This window comes from Streptococcus sp. F2 (assembly GCF_056500955.1).
Window position 1 is genome coordinate 67263 of sequence record NZ_JBWKAI010000005.1, and the last position, 19977, is coordinate 87239.

Here is a 19977-nt window from a genome sequence, read left to right on the forward strand (position 1 = left end):
AGGTAACAGATGTCACGAGTAATTGCAGATTTGCGTGAGTTGACACATCAGGTTGAACAAATTAGCGATGAAATTGCAAAGAAATATGACCTTGAACATTTAGCAGGACCCCAGGGACACGTTTTGGTTTTTCTATCCAAGCATCAAGATCAAGAAATTTTTGTGAAGGACATTGAAAAAGAACTCCAAATTTCAAAATCAGTTACCAGTAATCTTGTTAAACGCATGGTTAAAAATGGTTTTATTAAGGTTCTTCCTTCCCAAGTAGACAAGCGCTACAAGCAAGTCATTTTGGCTAAGGCAGGACGAGAGAAGCTGCCTTTGTTGCAAGAATGTCGCAAGGATATTGAACATTATTTCTTTAAAGAAATCACGAGAGAGGAGTTGCTGACGGTTAAAAAGGTGATTCAGCAGCTTAAGCAAAATATGCTAACTTATAAAGGAGAGAACGATGCTTAAAGAAGCGATTTTGCGTTACAAATGGTACGCATTGGGCTCGCTCATCATGATTATTGGGGTGGTAGCGAGCAGTTTGCTTCAGCCTCATTATTTAAAAGATGTGCTGAGTGCTGTTATTCAAAATAACCAAGATAAGATTTACAATGTGGGGATATTGTTGCTTATCATTGCGCTGATGGGATTGATTTCAGGGGCAGTTAATACTATTTTAGCTGCTAAGATTGCTCAAGGGGTCTCAGCGGATATTCGTGAGAAGACCTTCCGAAAAATTCAGAGTTTTTCTTATGCCAATGTAGAAGCTTTCAATGCTGGGAACCTCGTGGTTCGGATGACCAATGATATTAATCAAATTCAAAATTTGGTAATGATGCTGTTTCAAGTGCTTTTTCGTCTGCCGATTCTCTTTATTGGAGCTTTTATCATGGCGGTGCAGACCCTACCTGACTTGTGGTGGGTAATTGTGCTGATGGTTATTTTGATTGGTCTTATCATGGCTTTGGTCATGAGTCAGATGGGCCCACGTTTTGGGAAATTCCAAAAGTTGATGGACAAGATCAATCGAATTGCAAAGGAAAATCTTCGTGGCGTGCGTGTGGTTAAATCTTTTGTGCAAGAAAGGGAACAATATGCCAAATTTAAAGAAACGTCCAATGAACTATTAGATTTGAATCTCTTTATCGGCTACGGTTTTTCGTTGATGCAACCTGCTTTGATGTTGGTATCTTATCTGGCAGTGTATGTGTCCATCTATATGGTTTCAGGTATGGTTGAAACAGATCCTACCGTTATTGGGAATATTGCTTCTTTTATGACTTACATGATGCAAATCATGTTTTCAATTATCATGGTCGGCTTTATGGGCATGCAAGCAAGTCGTGCCTTTGTCTCTATTGCTCGTCTCAAAGAGGTGCTCAATACTGAGCCAGCCATGACCTTTGACACCGAGCAAGAAGAAGAGGTTTCAGGTAGTATTGTCTTTGAGGATGTCAGCTTTACCTACCCTAATGATGATGAGCCGACCTTACGCCATATTTCCTTTAGGATTGAACCTGGTCAAATGGTTGGTGTTGTCGGTGCTACTGGAGCTGGGAAGTCTACACTGGCACAGCTTATTCCGCGCTTGTTTGACCCGCAAGAAGGTCAAATCTTGCTGGGAGGCAAACCGATTAAATCCTTGAGTCAAGCGACTCTTCGTCAAACGGTTTCTATCGTGTTGCAAAAGGCTATTCTTTTTTCGGGAACCATTGCAGACAATCTCCGTCAAGGATCAGCAACTGCAGATGATTATGCCATGGAACGAGCAGCGCGTATTGCTCAAGCCAAGGAATTTATTGATCGTATGGATGACCGCTATGAAAGCCAAGTGGAAGAACGGGGCAATAACTTCTCTGGTGGTCAAAAACAACGGATCTCGATTGCGCGTGGTGTCATTAACCAACCTAAGATTCTTGTATTGGATGACTCAACATCAGCTCTGGATGCCAAGTCAGAAAGATTAGTTCAAGAAGCCTTGAATAAAGAGTTGAGAGAGACCACCACAGTGATCATTGCCCAAAAAATTTCGTCAGTGGTAAAGGCTGATAAGATTTTAGTTCTCGATCAGGGTCAACTGATTGGCGAAGGAACTCATGCTGAGTTGGTAGCTAATAATGCGATTTATCGTGAAATTTATGAGACCCAAAAAGGGAAGGAGGAAGACTAATGAAGACAGCACGTTTTTTCTGGTTTTATTTTAAACGTTACCGGATATCATTTGTAGTGATTGCTGCTGCCATTATTCTGGCAACTTACTTGCAGGTTAAGGCGCCTGTCTTTTTAGGCGAGTCCTTGACCGAATTGGGAAAAATAGGACAAGCTTATTATGTTGCTAAGATGAGTGGTCAGACGCATTTTAGTCCTGATTTATCTGCTTTCAATGCTGTGATGTTCAAGTTATTAATGGCTTATATCTTTACCGTTTTAGCTAACTTGATTTACAGTTTCTTGTTTACGCGTATTGTGGCCCATTCAACCAATCGCATGCGTAAGGGCTTATTTGGCAAATTAGAACGATTGACGGTTGCCTTTTTTGACCGTCATAAAGATGGGGATATTCTTTCTCGTTTCACAAGTGATTTGGATAATATTCAAAACTCGCTGAACCAATCCTTGGTTCAAGTGGTAACTAATATTGCCCTCTACATCGGCTTGGTCTGGATGATGTTTAGGCAAGATAGCCGCTTGGCTTTGTTAACCATGGCTTCAACCCCAGTTGCTCTTATTTTCCTAGTCATTATCATTCGTTTGGCAAGAAAATACACCAATATTCAACAGCAAGAGGTTAGTGCCTTAAATGCTTACATGGATGAAAAGATTTCTGGCCAAAAAGCGATTATTGTGCAGGGCGTTCAAGAAGAAACCGTTGCAGGTTTTTTGGAACACAATGAGAAGGTTCGGCAGGCAACCTTCAAAGGGCGTCTGTTCTCAGGGCTGTTGTTCCCAGTCATGAATGGAATGAGCCTGCTTAACACAGCTATCGTGATTTTTGCTGGTTCAGCAATTGTCCTCAACGACAAATCCATACAAGCTGCCGTAGCTCTAGGTTTGGTGGTGACTTTTGTTCAGTATTCGCAACAATATTACCAACCCATGATGCAAATTGCGTCTAGTTGGGGAGAATTGCAGTTGGCCTTTACCGGTGCCCATCGTATTCAAGAAATGTTTGATGAGACCGAAGAAGTTCGTCCACAAAATGCACCCGCATTTACCAGCCTAAAAGAGGCAGTGGCCATCAACCACGTTGATTTTGGTTACCTTCCTGGGCAAAAAGTCTTATCAGATGTATCTATCGTGGCACCCAAGGGCAAAATGATTGCCGTGGTTGGACCGACAGGTTCTGGAAAGACTACCATTATGAACTTGATTAACCGTTTCTACGATGTGGATGCAGGTTCGATTACCTTTGATGGGCGTGATATTCGTGACTACGATTTGGATAGCCTTCGTCAAAAGGTGGGGATTGTGTTGCAAGAGTCAGTTCTTTTTTCAGGAACCATTGCCGATAATATTCGTTTTGGCGATCAGACCATTAGTCAAGACATGGTTGAAACCGCTGCGCGTGCAACCCATATTCATGACTTTATCATGTCCTTACCAGAAGGGTACAATACCTATGTATCAGATGATGACAACGTCTTTTCAACAGGTCAAAAGCAGTTAATTTCTATTGCCAGAACCCTGCTTACTGATCCTGAAGTATTGATTTTGGATGAAGCCACTTCAAATGTTGATACAGTTACCGAAAGTAAAATTCAACGGGCCATGGAAGCTATCGTGGCAGGTCGAACCAGCTTTGTCATTGCTCACCGCCTCAAAACCATTTTAAATGCAGATCAAATTATTGTTCTCAAGGATGGCAAGGTCATTGAGCAAGGAAACCATCAGGAATTATTGCATCAAAAAGGCTTTTACGCCGAATTGTATCACAATCAATTCGTCTTTGAATAGATGGTATCAGCTCCGCTTCTTAGCGGAGTTTTTTTGCTTATCAATAAAGCAGTCAAGCTTTCTTGATTGGTATGGTATAATAGCAAGCAAGAGAAAAAACAACTAGAAAGTAGCAACAATGATTGATTTACAAGAGATTCTCGCTAACATGAATCCCAATCAAAAGATAAATTATGACAGGGTCATGCAGCAAATGACCAAGGCTTGGGCGAAAGAATCCGTGCGTCCCAGTATTTTAATGCACGTCTGCTGTGCCCCTTGCTCCACTTACACTCTAGAATACCTGACGCAGTTTGCTGACATTACGGTTTACTTTGCCAATTCTAATATTCACCCTAAGGACGAATACCATCGCAGAGCTTATGTGACACAACAGTTTGTCTCTGAGTTCAACACTAAAACAGGCAATACTGTTCAGTTTCTCGAAGCGGACTATGTCCCCAATGAGTATGTTCGACAAGTGCGAGGCTTAGAAGAGGAACCAGAAGGTGGGGACCGTTGCCGTGTCTGTTTTGATTACCGACTAGACAAGACCGCTCAAAAAGCAGTGGAACTTGGTTTTGACTACTTTGCCAGTGCCCTAACCATCAGTCCTCATAAAAATTCGCAAACCATTAATGATGTGGGCATCGATGTGCAAAAGGTTTACACCACCAAATACCTGCCAAGTGATTTCAAGAAAAACAACGGTTATCGCAGATCAGTTGAAATGTGTGAGGAGTATGATATTTACCGCCAATGCTATTGTGGCTGTGTCTACGCTGCCAAAATGCAGGGCATTGACTTGGTTCAAGTGAAAAAAGATGCCAAAGCTTTTATGGCAGACAAGGATTTGGATAATGATTTCCCCCACATCCGCTTTAGTTATCGCGGGGAAGAGATGTGATAGCAGACTTAAAAAGTGGTCCCTTCAAAAGTGATCGCTTTTTTGCTATTCTTTTGCGAATATTCTATAATAAGAGGATATGATTGACTTGAAAGGATATGAAAAAGATGACTAAGATTCGTGGGTTTGAGCTTGTATCAGGCTTTACCAACAAGGACCTATTACCAAAACGTGAGACAGCGCATGCAGCTGGTTATGACTTGTCTGTTGCTGAGGGCGTAACCATTGCACCAGGAGAGATTAAGTTGGTGCCAACAGGTGTTAAAGCCTATATGCAAGATGGCGAGGTACTTTACCTCTATGACCGTTCGTCAAATCCTCGGAAAAAAGGGTTGGTTTTAATTAACTCCGTTGGGGTGATTGATGGGGATTACTATGGCAATGACGCTAATGAAGGGCATATTTTTGCGCAGATGCAAAACATTACAGACCAGCCGGTTACACTGGCAGTTGGTGAGCGCATTGTCCAAGGTGTTTTCATGCCTTTCTTGATTGCTGATGGTGATCAAGCCAGCGGTGAACGAACAGGTGGTTTTGGTTCTACAGGAAAATAAGACAGTTGTGTTATAGCCAATAGGTTCCTGTTACTGAATGCAACAGGACTAGCTTGCTGATTTTATCAAGGGGGAGAGTACCATAGCAAAGAAAAAAGCAACCTTCATTTGTCAAGAATGTGGGTATCAGTCACCCAAATATTTAGGGCGTTGCCCAAACTGCTCGGCCTGGTCTTCCTTTGTGGAAGAAGTTGAGGTCAAAGAGGTTAAAAATGCTCGTGTCAGTTTGACAGGTGAGAAAAGTAAGCCCGTTAAATTAAAAGATGTGGACAATATCAGCTATCATCGGACACAGACCGATATGGCAGAGTTTAACCGTGTCCTTGGTGGCGGTGTCGTTCCGGGGAGCTTGATTTTAATTGGTGGGGATCCAGGTATTGGGAAGTCCACCCTGCTCTTGCAAGTATCCACCCAGCTAGCTAATAAGGGAACTGTTCTGTATGTTTCTGGGGAAGAATCAACAGAGCAGATTAAACTGCGGAGTGAGCGCCTGGGAGATATTGACAATGAATTTTACCTCTATGCTGAAACCAATATGCAGGCCATTCGTACAGAGATTGAAAACTTAAATCCAGATTTCTTGATTATTGATTCTATCCAAACCATTATGAGTCCTGATATTACAGGTGTTCAAGGATCAGTGAGTCAGGTGAGAGAAGTCACTGCCGAATTGATGCAACTTGCAAAGACTAACAACATTGCAACCTTTATTGTAGGACATGTTACCAAGGAAGGAACCTTGGCTGGTCCCCGCATGTTAGAACATATGGTGGATACCGTTCTCTACTTTGAAGGGGAAAGGCATCATACTTTTCGCATCTTGCGGGCGGTGAAAAACCGTTTTGGCTCTACCAACGAGATCGGTATTTTTGAAATGCAATCAGCTGGACTCGTTGAGGTCTTAAACCCAAGCCAAGTTTTTCTTGAAGAACGATTAGATGGTGCTACAGGCTCCGCCATTGTGGTGACCATGGAGGGTAGTCGTCCAATTTTAGCGGAAGTCCAATCTTTGGTAACCCCAACCGTTTTTGGTAATGCTAGACGAACCACTACGGGACTTGATTTCAATCGCGTAAGCCTAATCATGGCAGTCTTAGAAAAACGCTGTGGGCTTCTCTTGCAAAATCAAGATGCCTACCTCAAATCGGCTGGTGGTGTCAAGCTAGACGAACCTGCTATTGATTTAGCTGTAGCCGTAGCCATCGCATCCAGTTATAAAGAAAAACCAACCAACCCTCAAGAAGCCTTCTTAGGAGAGATTGGGTTGACTGGTGAGATTCGGCGGGTGACCCGTATCGAACAACGAATTAATGAAGCAGCCAAGCTTGGTTTTACTAAAATTTACGTCCCTAAAAATGCTCTGCAGGGCATCAGTATTCCTAATGGTATTGAAGTGGTGGGTGTGACAACAGTTGGTCAGGTTTTAAAGGCCGTTTTTGGCTAAAAGATTAGAAAGTAAGAGCAAGTGAGGAGGAACTTCGTCAAGAAAGTATCCAAATCATTTGTTTTTTAAAACTTTCCGAACGATATCAGCCGTCTAAGTGGTTAATTCAGCTATTTCTACTAAAAGATGTTAAGATAGGCAGACTACTATCTAAAATAGCTCTGCTATTTTGCAAAAGGAGTTTAGGCATGTCTTACTTTGACCATTTTTTATCAGCTAACGAAGCTTATGTAGCTTTGCATGGAACAGCGCATTTACCTCTAAAACCTAAAACGCGAGTGGCCATAGTGACTTGTATGGATTCGCGGTTGCACGTGGCACAAGCCTTAGGCCTCGCCCTTGGAGATGCCCATATTTTACGGAATGCGGGTGGGCGTGTGACAGAGGATATGATTCGGTCGCTGGTTATTTCTCAGCAGCAAATGGGAACGCGCGAAATTGTAGTTTTGCATCATACAGACTGTGGGGCGCAAACCTTTACTAATGAAGGTTTTGCGAGGCAGCTTCGAGATAGCTTAGGCTTTGAGGTAGGCGATAGAGATTTTCTGCCTTTTACAGACGTGGAGGCAAGTGTCAGAGAAGACATGGCTATTTTGCGTCAGTCTCCTTTGATTCCTGATGATGTGGTGATCAATGGAGCTATCTACGATGTGGACACTGGACGCATGACACCTGTGGAGTAAATAAGCTTGGCTTTCTAAAGTGCTGTGCCTGTTTTGCTGGTGGAAAAAGGTGAGAACCATTAGGTAAGGAGTGGACAGCATTTCAAAAAAACGATATACTTTTTGTATGAATAAACTCATACAAAGGAGACGGCGATGGCAGATAACCGTATGACATATCAGATTGATAGCAATATGCAATTTCCTCTTGTGGAAATTGATTTAGAAGCAGGAGATTCTATCTTTCTCCAACAAGGAAGTATGGTATACCACACACCGTCGGTTACTTTGCAAACAAGTTTGAACGGTCGTGGCTCTGGGTTTGGGAAACTAGTCGGTGCCATTGGACGCTCCATGGTTTCTGGAGAATCGATGTTTGTGACAAAGGCAGTTGCCAAAGATGAACATGGCAAACTCGCTCTAGCTCCTTCGATGCCGGGTCAAGTAATCTCCTTAGAACTAGGAATTAATCAATACTGTTTGAATGATGGTGCCTTCTTGGCCATGGATGGGTCGGCGCATTACGTGATGAAACGCCAGTCCATTGGCAAGGCCCTTTTGGGTGGTCAAGGCGGCTTATTTGTGATGTCAACACAAGGTGAGGGAACGCTGTTAGCCAACGCCTTTGGTTCCATCAAAAAAATAAGTTTGCTTGAAGACAGTCTTACGATTGATAACGCTCATGTTGTGGCTTGGAGCCAAGAATTGGACTATAACATTCACCTAGAAAATGGCCTCTTACAATCCTTTGGCACAGGCGAAGGCATTGTGAATACATTCAAAGGTACTGGTGATATCTATGTGCAAAGTTTAAACCTTGAACACTTTACGACTATGTTGAAACCTTTTTTACCTTCCGTTAGTCATACCTGATAGATAAGCCCTTCTGGGGCTTTTTTGATTGATAAGGGGGGTAAGCAATGCCATAGATCCACAGTAGCAAGTGTCTGCGCTGTTTTAGTGCTTGGTTTAAACCACTTAGGTCGAAAAATAGACCACTTACTTAAATGCTCTTGTATTCAGGTCAAAGCTTGTTATAATAGAGTAACAAAGGTGACGACTAGATTAAATGTTTCTTAGGACAGGGAAGGGAGGTGCCCAGTGAAGATTGTGATTGAATTAGATGCGTCCTGTGAGGATATTGAAATCAACATTAAAGCAGCGCAGGTCACAGAGCAGGTTCTTCAACTTCAGCAGGCGCTTCTCCAACTGGAGCGCCAACCCCTGATTTTTTACAAGGGTAACAATGAATATTTTTTAGCTCTTTCCGATATTCTCTTCTTTGAGACAGATGGGTCTAAAATTTTTGGCCATACAAAAGACAATGCCTATGAGGTCAAACTCAAATTATATGAATTAGAGGCTTATCTTCCGACGACTTTCTGTCGTGTGGCTAAGGCGACTATTGTCAATACAAGCTGCATTTATGCCTTGGAAAAATCTTTCTCAGGGACGAGCCGTATTTGTTTTTACGAGACTCATAAACAGGTCCATGTGTCACGCCACTATTATCAACTATTGAAAGAGAAGCTTAGAGAAATGAGGTAACGTATGAAACGCACATTATTAGGAATTGGATTGATTTTATTAGCAGGGTTCTTGCTTTTCAAAGAACAGTTGGGCCTCGCCCAGTTACCTATTTGGACTGTTGTCTGGATTGCTTTTTTGACCTTTGGGGCCGTTAGCCAACTTGCTAAACGTCATTTTATTTTAGGAACAGTATTGGCTATTTGTAGTTTTGCCCAGTTAAACGATATATTCCATTGGGTTAATATCACCAGCTGGTTATTGATGCTGGTGACGATTTTAGTTGGTTTAGGGTTGATCTTGATTTTCAAAGGTACTAACCTTTCTCGCTATGGCAACTCCGTCTTTTCATATTATAATAACCAGACATCCTTTGAAAATAATAAGATGGTTAAACATCTTAATAAAGGCATGAGCAAGGCTTTTGGCAGTTTTAGCCGTTACATTAATGACAATCATTTTTCAAATGATTCTGTAGAAGTTTTGTTTGGAAGTGCAACGGTCTACTTTGATGGTGCTGAAATAGAGGGAGAACAGGCTACTTACACTGTTGATGCCGTCTTTTCATCCGTAACCATTTATCTTCCGCGTCATTGGCGAGTAGAGGTTGTGGGGGATCATGTTTTCAGCTCGGTTAATCAAGCTCCTACAGCACCAGAAACGGAAAAAGTCTTGGTTATCGATGCTGATTTGGTTTTTTCAAGTATGGAGATTCATTACCTTTAGGCCATTCATAGAGCAGAATAGACGACCAGTTTTCTGCTCTTTTTCTTAACAGTTAATTCGTCTGAAAATTCCGCAAATTAAATAAAGGAGACCTCATGAAAAAACTATTGACTAATAAGCTCTTTATGGCTGTATTCGCCAGTGATATGCTGTCCAGTTTTGGAGATGTGATGTACTATTTGGCTTTAATGGCTTACGTCTTGCAGCTCCCTGATGCCAAGCTAGGTATTTCGATTGTTGGTCTTTCAGAGGCATTGCCCTACTTGACAGGTTTTATTATGGGATATTGGGCGGATAAAACGGTTCATAAGGTTAAAACAATCCTCCAGACCTTACTTTTTCGAGTAGGACTCTATGTGATAGTCGGTATTATTATTGGTTTTCAACCAAGCCTCTGGGTTGTTGTGGTGGTGGCTTTCATCAATGTCTTATCTGATCTGGCAGGACAATACGAGGATGGACTTTACACCCCTCTAAGTCTTCGTATTGTGTCCAATGAGGACCGTGCAAATAGTTTCGCTTTTCGCCAGACAGCTCGGTCTCTCTTTTCTATTGGTTTCCAGACTCTTGGCGCTGTTTTGGTTACTGTGTTTAGTTTTAGAAGTTTAGCATTTGTGAATGCGGCTACCTTTGGAATCTGTGCTTGTTTTATGGTATTCTTAGCACCATCCTTAGACGCTTTAGTTAAGGAACGTCCAATCCTGGTAGATCAGAAAAAAGAAACACATGTCATCAAAGATTTATGGTGCAATATGGTAATTGCAGCTAAGGAATGCATCAAATATCCTGATATTAGTAAATGTTTAGTAGTGGCCCCTTTTCTCAATGCTTTGTTTACAGTTATTTCACTGCTTGTCGCAGCTCTCATTAGTCAGGACAAATCGATGCTGGTCATCAATCCTGTTACCACATTGGCGCTTTTATCAACCTTTAGTATTGCAGGGACAATTTTAGGTGGCTTTTTAGCCATGACAGTGTTTAAAGAGACACGTCTACTTTTCTTGGTTAAACTGATTACCCTCACGACTCCTTTTATTTTTATTAGTCTCCTTCTTCACTTTATTTATGGCCTTTACTGTAGCCTTGTCTTAACAACCATTATTTCTGGGATGATTAATCCTAAATTAAATGCTATTATCATGAATACTTTACCCGAAGAGAGGCTTGCCATGATCGGGTCTGGAATTGGAACCTATGTTCAGTTTGGCGCTGTCCTATCACGTCTTTTGGTATCAGGGCTTGTGGTGTTAGTTCCATTAGACTGGATTAGCATGCTATTTATGGGGTTGAGTGTTTTACTCATTGCTTATGTGTATAAGAACCGCCAGCTAGCACCTGTTAGTTCTCCTCAAGATGTGGTCTAACAAGATAATTCCTGACGGATTCTGGGTAGAGAGAACAGCTATGATTTGAAAAAGAGAAATCCCCTCCCTTTTTTGGCTAATTAGTGCTATAATAGAAACGATTGAATTTTGAAAATGTTACAGGAGACTCACATGTCAACAAAACCAATTCGTGTGCGTTACGCACCAAGTCCAACGGGATTACTACACATCGGAAATGCGCGTACAGCGCTCTTTAACTACCTTTATGCACGTCATCATGGCGGTACGTTTATCATTCGTATTGAAGATACCGACCGTAAACGTCATGTGGAAGACGGTGAGCGTTCGCAATTAGAAAACTTAAAATGGCTTGGTGTGGACTGGGATGAAAGCCCAGAAACCCATGAGCAATACCGCCAGTCAGAACGTCTAGATCTCTACCAAAAATACATTGATCAATTATTGGCAGAAGGCAAGGCCTACAAGTCTTACGTGACTGAAGACGAATTGGCAGCCGAGCGTGAGCGCCAAGAAGCAGCGGGTGAGACACCACGCTACATCAATGAATTTCTTGGCATGACAGAAGAGCAAAAAGCAGCTTACATTGCCGAGCGTGAAGCGGCAGGAATTGTTCCAACCGTTCGTTTAGCTGTTAATGAAGCTGGTATTTACAAATGGACGGACATGGTTAAAGGCGATATTGAGTTTGAAGGTGGCAATATCGGTGGTGACTGGGTCATTCAGAAAAAAGATGGTTACCCAACTTACAACTTTGCGGTTGTTGTAGATGACCATGACATGCAAATTTCACATGTCATCCGTGGGGATGACCATATTGCCAATACGCCAAAACAATTGATGGTGTATGAAGCCCTAGGTTGGGAAGCGCCAGCCTTTGGTCACATGACCCTTATCATCAATTCTGAAACAGGGAAAAAATTATCCAAACGCGACACCAATACTCTTCAATTTATCGAAGATTACCGCAAAAAAGGTTATATGCCTGAAGCTGTCTTTAACTTTATTGCACTTTTGGGTTGGAATCCTGGCGGAGAAGAGGAAATCTTCTCTCGTGAGCAGTTAATTGACCTTTTTGATGAAAATCGCCTCAGCAAGTCGCCAGCTGCCTTTGATCAGAAGAAAATGGATTGGATGAGCAATGAGTACTTAAAAAATGCGGATTTTGAAACAGTTTATGCCCTCTGCAAACCTTTCCTTGAAGAAGCAGGCCGTTTGACTGAAAAAGCTGAGAAGCTAGTAGAATTATACAAACCACAGTTAAAATCTGCAGATGAGATTATTCCACTGACCGATCTTTTCTTCTCAGACTTCCCAGAATTGACAGAAGCTGAAAAAGAAGTCATGGCAGGTGAAACTGTTCCGACAGTCTTGCAAGCTTTCAAGGAAAAATTGGAAGCTATGTCAGATGAAGACTTTAAACCAGAAAACATTTTCCCACAAATTAAGGCTGTTCAAAAAGAAACAGGAATCAAGGGTAAAAACCTCTTTATGCCAATTCGTATTGCTGTTTCTGGTGAAATGCATGGCCCTGAATTACCAAATACAATCTATTTGCTAGGTCGTGACAAATCTATCGAACATATTAACAAGATGCTTTAAAAACCTGTCATAAGTCTTATCTATTCTGACAAGGCCTAAGGCATGGAAGGACTGAGGAGAAAGTCTGATTTCGTCAAAGTTATTATTATTTATGATAATTGACTTAGCTAACACGGACGGTAGCAACTCCCTAAGGGATTTCATACCTAGATGTTGAGCCTAGGTCTCAGAATCTCCGAACGCCAGAAACGTTATGTTTCTGGCGTTTTTGCTACGGCGTAAAGTATTGAGTTTGGGCTCGCTTCGCTCGTCTATGACCAATACAAGGCAAACAGTGATACTATTTTTGGATGATATTGTAAACAAATTCTCTTAGAGGTACATTGTCTACAACCTGGGACTGAGGTGGAAACTTCTCAGTTTTTTGTGTCTGTTTCCAATATAGTATTTATTACCGTCTAACCAGAAAATTTGGGTTATCAGGCTGGTCGTAAGCTAGTTGCTTGAAAAAAGATGCTCAGTTTTGACATCAGGAGATGGTTTTTAGAGCTTAATTAGTGTACAATATTTTTTTGACGTTTTTTAGGTGAGTTTGATTAAAGAATTGTAATCAAATAGTATTATAGCCAACGTTTGAAAATATGCTAAAATAATAAAGTTAGAAAGGAGGAAAAATGGCCAGTAGCGATTATATTTTTTTATTTGTATCTATTATCATCTATTACTTGACCGAAATCTCAATTTTTTCCTTCTTATCTGATATTACATTACCAGCTTGGAAACAATTATTTGTCTTGGCGATAGCTTTGTTTTTTAATCAATTTCCATACCTCTCGCCTTTATTGATTGACCCTCTTTTATTTTTAATAATCTTGAGGCAGGCAAATCACCAAGTGTTTTCTCTAAAGTCGCTTTTCCTCGCTTTTGCGCCCGGCGTCTTTATTGATTTATTATCCCGCTTCATTGTGATGATCATTATTCCTTACATTTTTCTATCTAATGACCTTTACTTTAGTCATATTGTGGTAGATTTTTTAGCGTATGCCATGATATTTCCGAGTTTTGCCGTCATTAACTACCTTGTGGGGAAAGATTATAAAATTATCTTCCAAACGGACCACTCCGTCAGATCTCGTAACTTCTATAAAATTTTATTAATCTTTATTGTGGCTTACTATATTGATATTTTTATGATTTTAGGATTTACTGATCCTTTTTTACATTTTAAGCATTCTATGGTCATGCCAACTTCCTATAAATTGCTCTTTTTAATATTCATGCTTCTTTTGGTCTATCTACTGTCTTATTTTAATCACAAATCCAAGGAGTACCTCAAAAACGAGTTGAAAAAAGAGCAACAGGCTTATGTGGCTAATCTGGAAACTTATGGCAAACATCTGGAAAAACTCTATCGGGATGTTAGGGTTTTTCAGAGTGATTATTTGAACTGTTTGGAAAGCTTAGGCAAAGCCATTCAAACACGATCAGTGAGCCATATCCAAGAAGTGTATACTTCAACCGTCCATGACGCTAACGACTATTGGGATGATAAACATTATAATATTTCCAAGTTAGGAAAAATTGGGATGTCATCCATTAAAAGTCTACTGTCAGCGAAGATTATCAGTGCCGAAAAATCTGGTATTGCCCTTAATGTGGAGGTCCCTGATAAGATTGAAGCGACCTATCTCCCAGAGTTAGATTTGTTGCTGTTGATGTCTATCTTTTGTGATAATGCCATCGAAGCAGCTTTAGAGGCTAAAGTTCCTCGGATGTCCATTGCTTACTTTTTATTGGATGATCAGCAGGTCTTTGCGGTCACTAATAGCACCAAGGAAAAAGTGAACATTACCAAAGTTTTTGAAGAGGGTTACTCTTCTAAAGGATCAGGTCGTGGGATCGGTCTCGCTAATGCTCAACGGATTATCCAAAAATACCCTCAACTTGGCTTGCGAACTCAGAGTTATCATCATCAATTTAGTCAAACGTTGACAATTCCAAAGGTGGAGGGTAGTTAGATGATTTTTATACATAGTATGTTTTTCTTCTATACCACCATCTTTATAGATAGTTGGATCATTTTTTCAAAGTCCTCTGGGATTAAGCTTAAGTGGAAACCCTTATGTGTGACAGGGGCTATCTTTATTGTGGCAAATGTCCTTTTTGATAATGTCATCTTGATTGATCAACTTTTCTTTATCGGTGTCAGCTTATTATTTGCCCCTCAGAAAAAACTATCTGAACACATTTTCAATGGCTTCTTTGCCATTATGATTGTTGAATTGCTTTTTCGGGTGATTGGTTCCTTCTTTTTGCCTGCTGTGCTAGGATTTAGCATTCGTCAAATCAATAGTGACCTTAGGCTTCTCGAACTGTGTTATTTGCTGATCCTTCCCATGTTTTACCTCTTCAGCTATATTTTTAGCATTGATCTTAGCCTGCTAAGGTTTATCAGCGAAGATAAAATGAAAAAGTGGGTTTTTTGGATGAATACCACCATGTTTTCCTATTATTTCTTTGTGCATTTTTTGGTGAAGGTCCAGAGTGAGTTTTTAGGATTATATTTCCGTTACCGCTCTATTTTGATTTTTATCTATTTGGCTATTCTCATATGGATTATTGTGAAGTTAGACCGTTTTGCCAAGGACCAGTTATCACAAAAGTTAGCCCAAGCCCAGAATGAGCGTATTGCCTACTTAGAGAATTATAATCAGTCGATTGAACAACTTTACCGTGATATCAGAACAGTTAAGCATGATTCAGAAAATATCTTAATCAGTCTCAAAGATAGTATTGATAGTGGCGATATCGAAAGTATTACTCAAGTTTATGAGACCGTTGTTCAGCAATCAGCTACCTCTCTGAGACGGCCGGGCTATGAAATGTCGTCGTTAGACAATATCAAAGAAGCAGTAGTACGTAGTGTCATGAATTCTAAACTGCTTGAAGCGCAGCATTATGGCATTGATCTTTATATTGAAATTCCCGATGTGATAGATGATTTACCGATAAAACTCCTAGACCTTATTGTACTGTTTACTGGACTAGTAGACAACGCTATTGAGACAGCAAAAGGTAGTAGAAGACCCTTTTTATCGATTGCCTATTTTAAACAAGATGGGAAACAATTCTTTATTATTGAGAATAGTACAAAAACGAATCGTGTGGATATGGTAAGTCTTTTTGATGACCGTCAAAAGAGTCTTCCACGCTTTTTCGAAATATTAGATGGTCATCCCCAAATCACGCTTTCAAGTAAAAGTGATCACTACCGCTTGAGGCAATTGTTAGAAATGAGATAAGCTATGATGAATATTTTTATTCTTGAAGATGATTTTATCCAACAGACACGTATTGAATCTGTAGTGGCAGACGTCTTGGAAGAAGCTAAAATCCCTTGTAATCAGCTAGAAGTGTTTGCCAATCCTCATAAATTATTTGAAAGCATTCAAGAAAGAGGCGATCACCAGCTATATTTTTTAGACATTGAGATTGGTGATGAGGATCGCCGAGGGCTTGAATTGGCAGCAGATATTCGACAAAAAGACCCCAATGCGGTCATTGTGTTTGTTACCACACATTCTGAATTTGCTCCTATTTCTTTTAAATACAAAGTGTCTGCCTTAGATTTTATTGACAAAGCAGTTGATAAACAACAATTTAGGGATCAGATTGAAGAATGTATCCGCTATACCTATGAGATGATGTCTAGCCGTGAATCAGAAGACATGTTTTTATTTGAGACCCCTCAGACAAGGTTGAAATTACCTTACAAAGATATCCTTTATTTTGCTACTGCTACGACACCCCACAAGGTGTGTTTGTGGACTCAGACGGAGAGACTGGAGTTTTATGGCAATTTATCTGAGATACAAGCTGTGGCTCCAAAGCTTTTCTTATGCCATAGATCTTACTTGGTTAATCTAGATAAGGTTGTGCGTATTGATAAATCCAAACAGCTCCTCTATTTCGATAATGGGGATTCCTGTATGGTCTCACGCTTAAAAATGAAATGCCTTTTTGAAAAATGGGAAGCCTTACATTAAAAATAATCCTAATAACTGACATTTTAGGACAAAAAACCAACATTTCAGGAAATGATGACCTTATCAGGCTATTTTTCGTTATAATAGCTAATGTAAATAAAGATCTACGAAATCATCGGTCTATCAGGTGGTCAATCCCCAATTCAATCAAAATATTGTTTTCTCTCTCTCTCCATAAACAAATAGTATTTTTGATATGACAGCCTAATAGACGACATGATTATTTCAGTTGTCTTTGTTTGGATATCACATTAACTGATTATAAAATCAGTATCAAAGCCCGGCTTGCCGGGTTTTTTGATAGCTAAATACAGGGACAAGTAGCTGACGTCTTGTGGATTCTGACTTTTTATGGTTGTTTTCTGAAGGTTATTCCTTTGTCAAAAGGAGAACTAGACTACGAAAAGATGGAGTGACAAAAGGCAGTTGAAGCACAAAAACTAGAAATAGTACAGAAAGAGGCTTAATCTGAAAGGGTTAGGGCTTTTTAATTTTTTAGGGGATGTGGTATAATGGTAATAATTTAGATTATGGAGTTAAGTTTTGAAGAAGACCTATCGTGTCAAGCGTGAGAAAGATTTCCAAGCCATTTTTAAGGCTGGCAAAAGCACGGCAAATCGAAAATTTGTCATTTATCATTTAGCAAAAGATCAAAAACACTTCCGAGTAGGGATTTCAGCTGGTAAAAAATTAGGAAATGCCGTCACACGAAATGCTGTGAAACGGAAGATTCGTCATGTTCTTATGGCCTTAGGAAATCAGCTCAAATCAGAAGATTTTGTGGTAATTGCCCGCAAGGGAGTAGAAACTTTGGATTACCATGAGCTTCAACAAAATTTACATCATGTTTTAAAGTTAGCGCAATTGCTTGAGGAAGGTTTTGAGAGTGAAGAAAAACATTAAAATTGCAGGTTTAGCACCTTTAGTTCTATTATTAGCGGCTTGTGGCCGTGGCGAAGTAACCGCCCAGTCGACCAGTGGTTGGGACCAGTTGGTCTATCTTTTTGCCAGAGCGATTCAATGGCTCTCCTTTGATGGGTCCATTGGGGTTGGGATTATTCTTTTTACCCTCATCATTCGTCTCTTGCTCATGCCTTTGTTCAACATGCAAATCAAATCAAGTCAGAAGATGCAAGACATCCAGCCTGAACTTAGAGAATTGCAAAAGAAGTACGCTGGGAAAGACACAGAAACGCGGATGAAGTTAGCTGAAGAAAGTCAAGCCCTTTACAAAAAATATGGGGTCAACCCTTATGCTAGCCTCATGCCCCTCTTGATTCAAATGCCAGTCATGATTGCCCTATTCCAAGCATTGACACGGGTACCTTTCTTGAAAACAGGGACCTTCTTGTGGGTGGAACTGGCACAGCATGACCATTTGTATATTTTGCCAGTTTTAGCGGCTCTCTTTACATTCTTATCAACGTGGTTAACCAACCTCGCGGCTAGAGAAAAAAACATCATGATGACTATTATGATTTATGTGATGCCGCTAATGATCTTTTTCATGGGCTTCACCTTGGCCAGCGGGGTCGTGCTCTATTGGACGGTCTCCAATGCCTTTCAAGTGGTACAACTACTGTTATTAAACAATCCTTTTAAGATTATTGCGGAAAGACAACGTCTTGCTAATGAAGAAAAAGAACGCCGTCTTCGTGAACGTCGTGCTCGTAAAAAAGCAATGAAGAGAAAATAGGAGTTTAGGTTATGGTATTATTTACAGGAAAAACAGTCGAAGAGGCTATCGAAACAGGACTTCAAGAGTTAGGCTTATCACGCCTTAAAGCGCATATCAAAGTCATTTCAAAAGAGAAAAAAGGTTTCCTCGGGTTCGGTAAAAAGCCAGCCCAAGTTGATATTGAAGGTATCAGCGACAAGACGGTTTATAAGGCTGATAAAAAAGCCACTCGAGGTGTTCCAGAGGATATTAATCGTCAAAATGCTCCCGTGGTTAATCCTGCTGATGTAGAACTTGAAGAAATGAAAGCCGCTCAAGAGTTAGAAGCAGAAGATACTAAAGTGGTTCCTCTCATGCCTGAAGAAAGTCCAGTGCAACCCCCTGCAAATCTTGCTGAGACAGACACTGAAACAGAAGTAGAACAACCCTCAAGCCCAGTCGAAGAATCAGCAGTGCCCCAAGATGCTGGTGACGATGGTTTAAGCAAAGATATTGAAAAAGCTGCTCAGGAAGTGTCCGATTATGTGACTAAAATCATCTATGAAATGGATATCGAAGCCACCGTTGAAACAAGTAACAACCGTCGCCAAATCAATTTGCAAATCGAAACACCAGAGGCGGGACGTGTGATTGGTTACCATGGTAAGGTTTTGAAATCCTTGCAGTTGTTAGCTCAAAATTTCTTGCACGACCGCTATTCAAAGAATTTCTCAGTGTCTTTGAATGTCCATGATTATGTGGAACATCGAACAGAAACCCTGATTGACTTTACGCAAAAGATTGCGAAGCGTGTGTTGGAATCTGGCCAGGACTACACCATGGATCCTATGAGTAACAGTGAGCGTAAAATCGTTCATAAAACCGTTTCAACCATTGAAGGGGTTGAAAGTTATTCTGAAGGCAATGATCCTAACCGTTATGTGGTAGTCAGTCTTCAACGTTAGATCCTAAAAAGAATCTTCGGTAGTTAGTTCAACTATCGAAGATTTTTTGTATGACCAGCTTAAGCGATTGTTTTACTGATCTCGTTGATTATGGTTGCTACTGATAAGGTTTCAATGGTAAGGTACAAGAACAGTGTCAGAGAAGAGACACTTTATGAAATGAGCGATTTCTTAAATGAGAGAAACTGTTGAAAAACGAAAATAAATCTTGACAGCAGACCCTCTTTAAGATAGAATATTATAGTATGTTTAGTAACTGATATCACAAATAGCCGGCTAAACGAATACAAAATCTATGAGGAGGTATTCACTGTGAAACGTACTTATCAACCAAGTAAAATCCGTCGTCAACGTAAACACGGATTCCGTCACCGTATGTCAACTAAAAACGGACGTCGCGTGCTTGCTGCACGTCGTCGTAAAGGACGTAAAGTATTATCAGCTTAATTGCAAAAAATACAACTAAAGTAAACCAAGAGTGCTCGAGGCTCTTGGTTTTTTGTGGTTTGTCAAAGTGTCCTTGAAAATAATCGCTATAAAACGGTCTTCTGGCAACCGTTCATTAGAAAAGAAAGTAGTGGATGCTCTGTAATCACTAGCAGCCTTACCAATAGCTTTTTCTTATCTGAAAGCAAATTCAAAAAAAGAGAAATTTAAGCTAAAAATGAAAGTAGTTTCTA

19 protein-coding genes are annotated in these 19977 nt (G+C 40.4%); all 19 read left to right on the forward strand.

Annotated elements, in window-relative coordinates; genetic code table 11:
- The first annotated feature begins 9 nt into the window (after positions 1-9).
- A complete protein-coding gene (locus ACYTR8_RS03015; RefSeq protein WP_003053369.1) occupies positions 10-459 on the forward strand; it encodes a MarR family winged helix-turn-helix transcriptional regulator in 450 nt (149 codons plus the stop codon).
- Positions 452-2161 carry an ABC transporter ATP-binding protein gene (locus ACYTR8_RS03020; RefSeq protein ID WP_479641648.1) on the forward strand — a complete coding sequence of 570 codons (1710 nt, stop codon included), beginning with the start codon at positions 452-454 and terminating at the stop codon, positions 2159-2161. The genes ACYTR8_RS03015 and ACYTR8_RS03020 overlap by 8 nt, the downstream gene beginning before the upstream one ends.
- Entirely contained in the window at positions 2161-3945 is a 1785-nt protein-coding gene (locus ACYTR8_RS03025; RefSeq protein ID WP_479641649.1) for an ABC transporter ATP-binding protein, read from the forward strand. The genes ACYTR8_RS03020 and ACYTR8_RS03025 overlap by 1 nt, the downstream gene beginning before the upstream one ends.
- A 118-nt stretch (positions 3946-4063) precedes the next feature.
- On the forward strand, positions 4064-4831 hold the full coding sequence (locus ACYTR8_RS03030) for an epoxyqueuosine reductase QueH (protein WP_269761093.1): 768 nt from the start codon (positions 4064-4066) through the stop codon (positions 4829-4831).
- Between the two features lie 107 nt (positions 4832-4938).
- Positions 4939-5385, forward strand: coding sequence for a dUTP diphosphatase (locus ACYTR8_RS03035; protein ID WP_479641650.1), 447 nt, complete (start codon positions 4939-4941; stop codon positions 5383-5385).
- A gap of 82 nt (positions 5386-5467) precedes the next feature.
- Positions 5468-6829: a DNA repair protein RadA gene (gene radA / locus ACYTR8_RS03040; protein ID WP_443597556.1), complete on the forward strand. Its 1362-nt coding sequence runs from the start codon at positions 5468-5470 to the stop codon at positions 6827-6829.
- Between the two features lie 188 nt (positions 6830-7017).
- Entirely contained in the window at positions 7018-7512 is a 495-nt protein-coding gene (locus ACYTR8_RS03045; protein WP_443597544.1) for a beta-class carbonic anhydrase, read from the forward strand.
- A gap of 135 nt (positions 7513-7647) precedes the next feature.
- The gene (locus ACYTR8_RS03050; protein WP_129556332.1) at positions 7648-8364 is read left to right on the forward strand and encodes a TIGR00266 family protein; all 717 of its coding nucleotides are present in this window, start codon (positions 7648-7650) and stop codon (positions 8362-8364) included.
- A gap of 228 nt (positions 8365-8592) precedes the next feature.
- Entirely contained in the window at positions 8593-9039 is a 447-nt protein-coding gene (locus tag ACYTR8_RS03055) for a LytTR family DNA-binding domain-containing protein (protein ID WP_003053367.1), read from the forward strand.
- A gap of 3 nt (positions 9040-9042) precedes the next feature.
- Positions 9043-9744 (forward strand): hypothetical protein, encoded by a 702-nt coding sequence (locus ACYTR8_RS03060; RefSeq protein ID WP_479641651.1) that lies wholly within the window; start codon positions 9043-9045, stop codon positions 9742-9744.
- Positions 9745-9839: 95 nt separating this feature from the next.
- Positions 9840-11108 carry an MFS transporter gene (locus tag ACYTR8_RS03065; protein ID WP_269761091.1) on the forward strand — a complete coding sequence of 423 codons (1269 nt, stop codon included), beginning with the start codon at positions 9840-9842 and terminating at the stop codon, positions 11106-11108.
- A gap of 132 nt (positions 11109-11240) precedes the next feature.
- Positions 11241-12689 (forward strand): glutamate--tRNA ligase, encoded by a 1449-nt coding sequence (gene gltX, locus ACYTR8_RS03070; protein WP_111717628.1) that lies wholly within the window; start codon positions 11241-11243, stop codon positions 12687-12689.
- A gap of 614 nt (positions 12690-13303) precedes the next feature.
- Positions 13304-14647, forward strand: a complete 1344-nt coding sequence (locus ACYTR8_RS03075; protein WP_479641652.1) for a sensor histidine kinase — start codon at positions 13304-13306, stop codon at positions 14645-14647.
- Positions 14648-15931: a sensor histidine kinase gene (locus tag ACYTR8_RS03080; RefSeq protein ID WP_111717626.1), complete on the forward strand. Its 1284-nt coding sequence runs from the start codon at positions 14648-14650 to the stop codon at positions 15929-15931. It begins immediately after the preceding gene.
- Positions 15932-15934: 3 nt separating this feature from the next.
- Positions 15935-16675, forward strand: coding sequence for a LytR/AlgR family response regulator transcription factor (locus ACYTR8_RS03085; protein WP_111717625.1), 741 nt, complete (start codon positions 15935-15937; stop codon positions 16673-16675).
- A 543-nt stretch (positions 16676-17218) separates the two neighbouring features.
- Positions 17219-17578, forward strand: coding sequence for a ribonuclease P protein component (rnpA, locus tag ACYTR8_RS03090; protein ID WP_003056083.1), 360 nt, complete (start codon positions 17219-17221; stop codon positions 17576-17578).
- Positions 17544-18371 (forward strand): YidC/Oxa1 family membrane protein insertase, encoded by an 828-nt coding sequence (locus tag ACYTR8_RS03095; protein ID WP_111679436.1) that lies wholly within the window; start codon positions 17544-17546, stop codon positions 18369-18371. The genes rnpA and ACYTR8_RS03095 overlap by 35 nt, the downstream gene beginning before the upstream one ends.
- A gap of 11 nt (positions 18372-18382) precedes the next feature.
- A complete protein-coding gene (gene jag / locus ACYTR8_RS03100; protein ID WP_479641653.1) occupies positions 18383-19297 on the forward strand; it encodes an RNA-binding cell elongation regulator Jag/EloR in 915 nt (304 codons plus the stop codon).
- Positions 19298-19609: 312 nt separating this feature from the next.
- Positions 19610-19744: a 50S ribosomal protein L34 gene (gene rpmH / locus ACYTR8_RS03105; protein WP_002885866.1), complete on the forward strand. Its 135-nt coding sequence runs from the start codon at positions 19610-19612 to the stop codon at positions 19742-19744.
- Positions 19745-19977 lie beyond the last annotated feature (233 nt).